This is a genomic window from Grimontia marina (assembly GCF_900060185.1).
Classification (GTDB): Bacteria; Pseudomonadota; Gammaproteobacteria; order Enterobacterales; family Vibrionaceae; genus Enterovibrio; species Enterovibrio marinus.
In genome coordinates, this window is the sequence record NZ_FIZY01000148.1 from 1 (window position 1) to 1,888 (window position 1,888).

Annotated in this window: 1 protein-coding gene; it reads right to left on the bottom strand. The window is 58.8% G+C overall.

Annotation, left to right across the window (positions count from 1 at the left end; genetic code table 11):
- On the bottom strand, positions 1-1,888 hold a 1,888-nt coding region (locus tag GMA8713_RS25605), incomplete at both ends, for a VCBS domain-containing protein (protein ID WP_198159592.1).

The following is a 1,888-nucleotide window of genomic DNA, read 5'->3' on the forward strand; positions in this document are numbered from 1 at the left end:
ATCCACCAGCGTAAAGGTGCCGTAGTTGCCTTCCATGGTGACATTGTCGATGGTGGCGGTGTCGCCACTGTCAGGGTCAGTGACCGTGATAGTCCCGGTTGTTGAGGTATCCTGGTCAGTGACCTGTCCGGTGGTATCGCCGGTGACCACCGCCGCATCATTGGTGCCGGTGACCGTCACCACAATCTCATGGGTTGAGCCGTCAGAGGCGGTGAGGGTAAAGGTGTCGTTGGCTTCCTGTCCTTCTGGCAGGGACTGGGCTTTGTCCGGATCGACGGTGTACGTCCACTCGCCGTCCACTAATTCGAAGGTGCCGTAGTTGCCTTCCATGGTGACATTGTCGATGGTGGCGGTGTCGCCACTGTCAGGGTCAGTGACCGTGATAGTCCCGGTTGTTGAGGTATCCTGGTCAGTGACCTGTCCGGTGGTGTCCCCGGTGACGACAGCGGCATCATTGGTGCCGGTCACGGTCACCACAATCTCATGGGTTGAGCCGTCAGAGGCGGTGAGGGTAAAGGTGTCGTTGGCGGCCTGACCGTCCGGCAGGGACTGGGCTTTGTCCGGATCGACGGTGTACGTCCAGTTACCATCGACCAGTACGAAGGTGCCGTAGTTGCCTTCCATGGTGACATTGTCGATGGTGGCGGTGTCGCCACTGTCAGGGTCAGTGACCGTGATAGTCCCGGTTGTTGAGGTATCCTGGTCAGTGACCTGTCCGGTGGTGTCCCCGGTGACGACAGCCGCATCATTGGTGCCGGTCACGGTCACCACAATCTCATGGGTTGAGCCGTCAGAGGCGGTGAGGGTAAAGGTGTCGTTGGCTTCCTGTCCTTCTGGCAGGGACTGGGCTTTGTCCGGATCGACGGTGTACGTCCAGTTGCCGTCCACCAGTTCAAAGGTGCCGTAGTTGCCTTCCATCGTGGTATTGCCGATGGTGGCGGTTTCGCCACTGTCAGGGTCAGTGACCGTGATAGTCCCGGTTGTTGAGGTATCCTGGTCAGTGACCTGTCCGGTGGTGTCCCCGGTGACGACAGCCGCATCATTGGTGCCGGTCACGGTCACCACAATCTCATGGGTTGAGCCGTCAGAGGCGGTGAGGGTAAAGGTGTCGTTGGCCTCTTCACCTTCCGGCAGGGCTTGCGCTTTGTCTGGGTCTACCGTGTAGGTCCAGTTCCCATCCACCAGCGTAAAGGTGCCGTAGTTGCCTTCCATGGTGACATTGTCGATGGTGGCGGTTTCGCCACTGTCAGGGTCAGTGACCGTGATAGTCCCGGTTGTTGAGGTATCCTGGTCAGTGACCTGTCCGGTGGTATCGCCGGTAACGACAGCCGCATCATTGGTGCCGGTCACGGTCACCACAATCTCATGGGTTGAGCCGTCAGAGGCGGTGAGGGTAAAGGTGTCGTTGGCCTCTTCACCTTCCGGCAGGGCTTGCGCTTTGTCTGGGTCTACCGTGTAGGTCCAGTTCCCATCCACCAGCGTAAAGGTGCCGTAGTTGCCTTCCATGGTGACATTGTCGATGGTGGCGGTTTCGCCACTGTCAGGGTCAGTGACCGTGATAGTCCCGGTTGTTGAGGTATCCTGGTCAGTGACCTGTCCGGTGGTATCGCCGGTAACGACAGCCGCATCATTGGTGCCGGTCACGGTCACCACAATCTCATGGGTTGAGCCGTCAGAAGCGGTGAGGGTAAAGGTGTCGTTGGCTTCCTGTCCTTCTGGCAGAGACTGGGCTTTGTCCGGATCGACGGTGTACGTCCACTCGCCGTCCACCAGTTCAAAGGTGCCGTAGTTGCCTTCCATCGTGGTATTGCCGATGGTGGCGGTTTCGCCACTGTCAGGGTCAGTGACCGTGATAGTCCCGGTTGTTGAGGTATCCTGGTCAGTGACC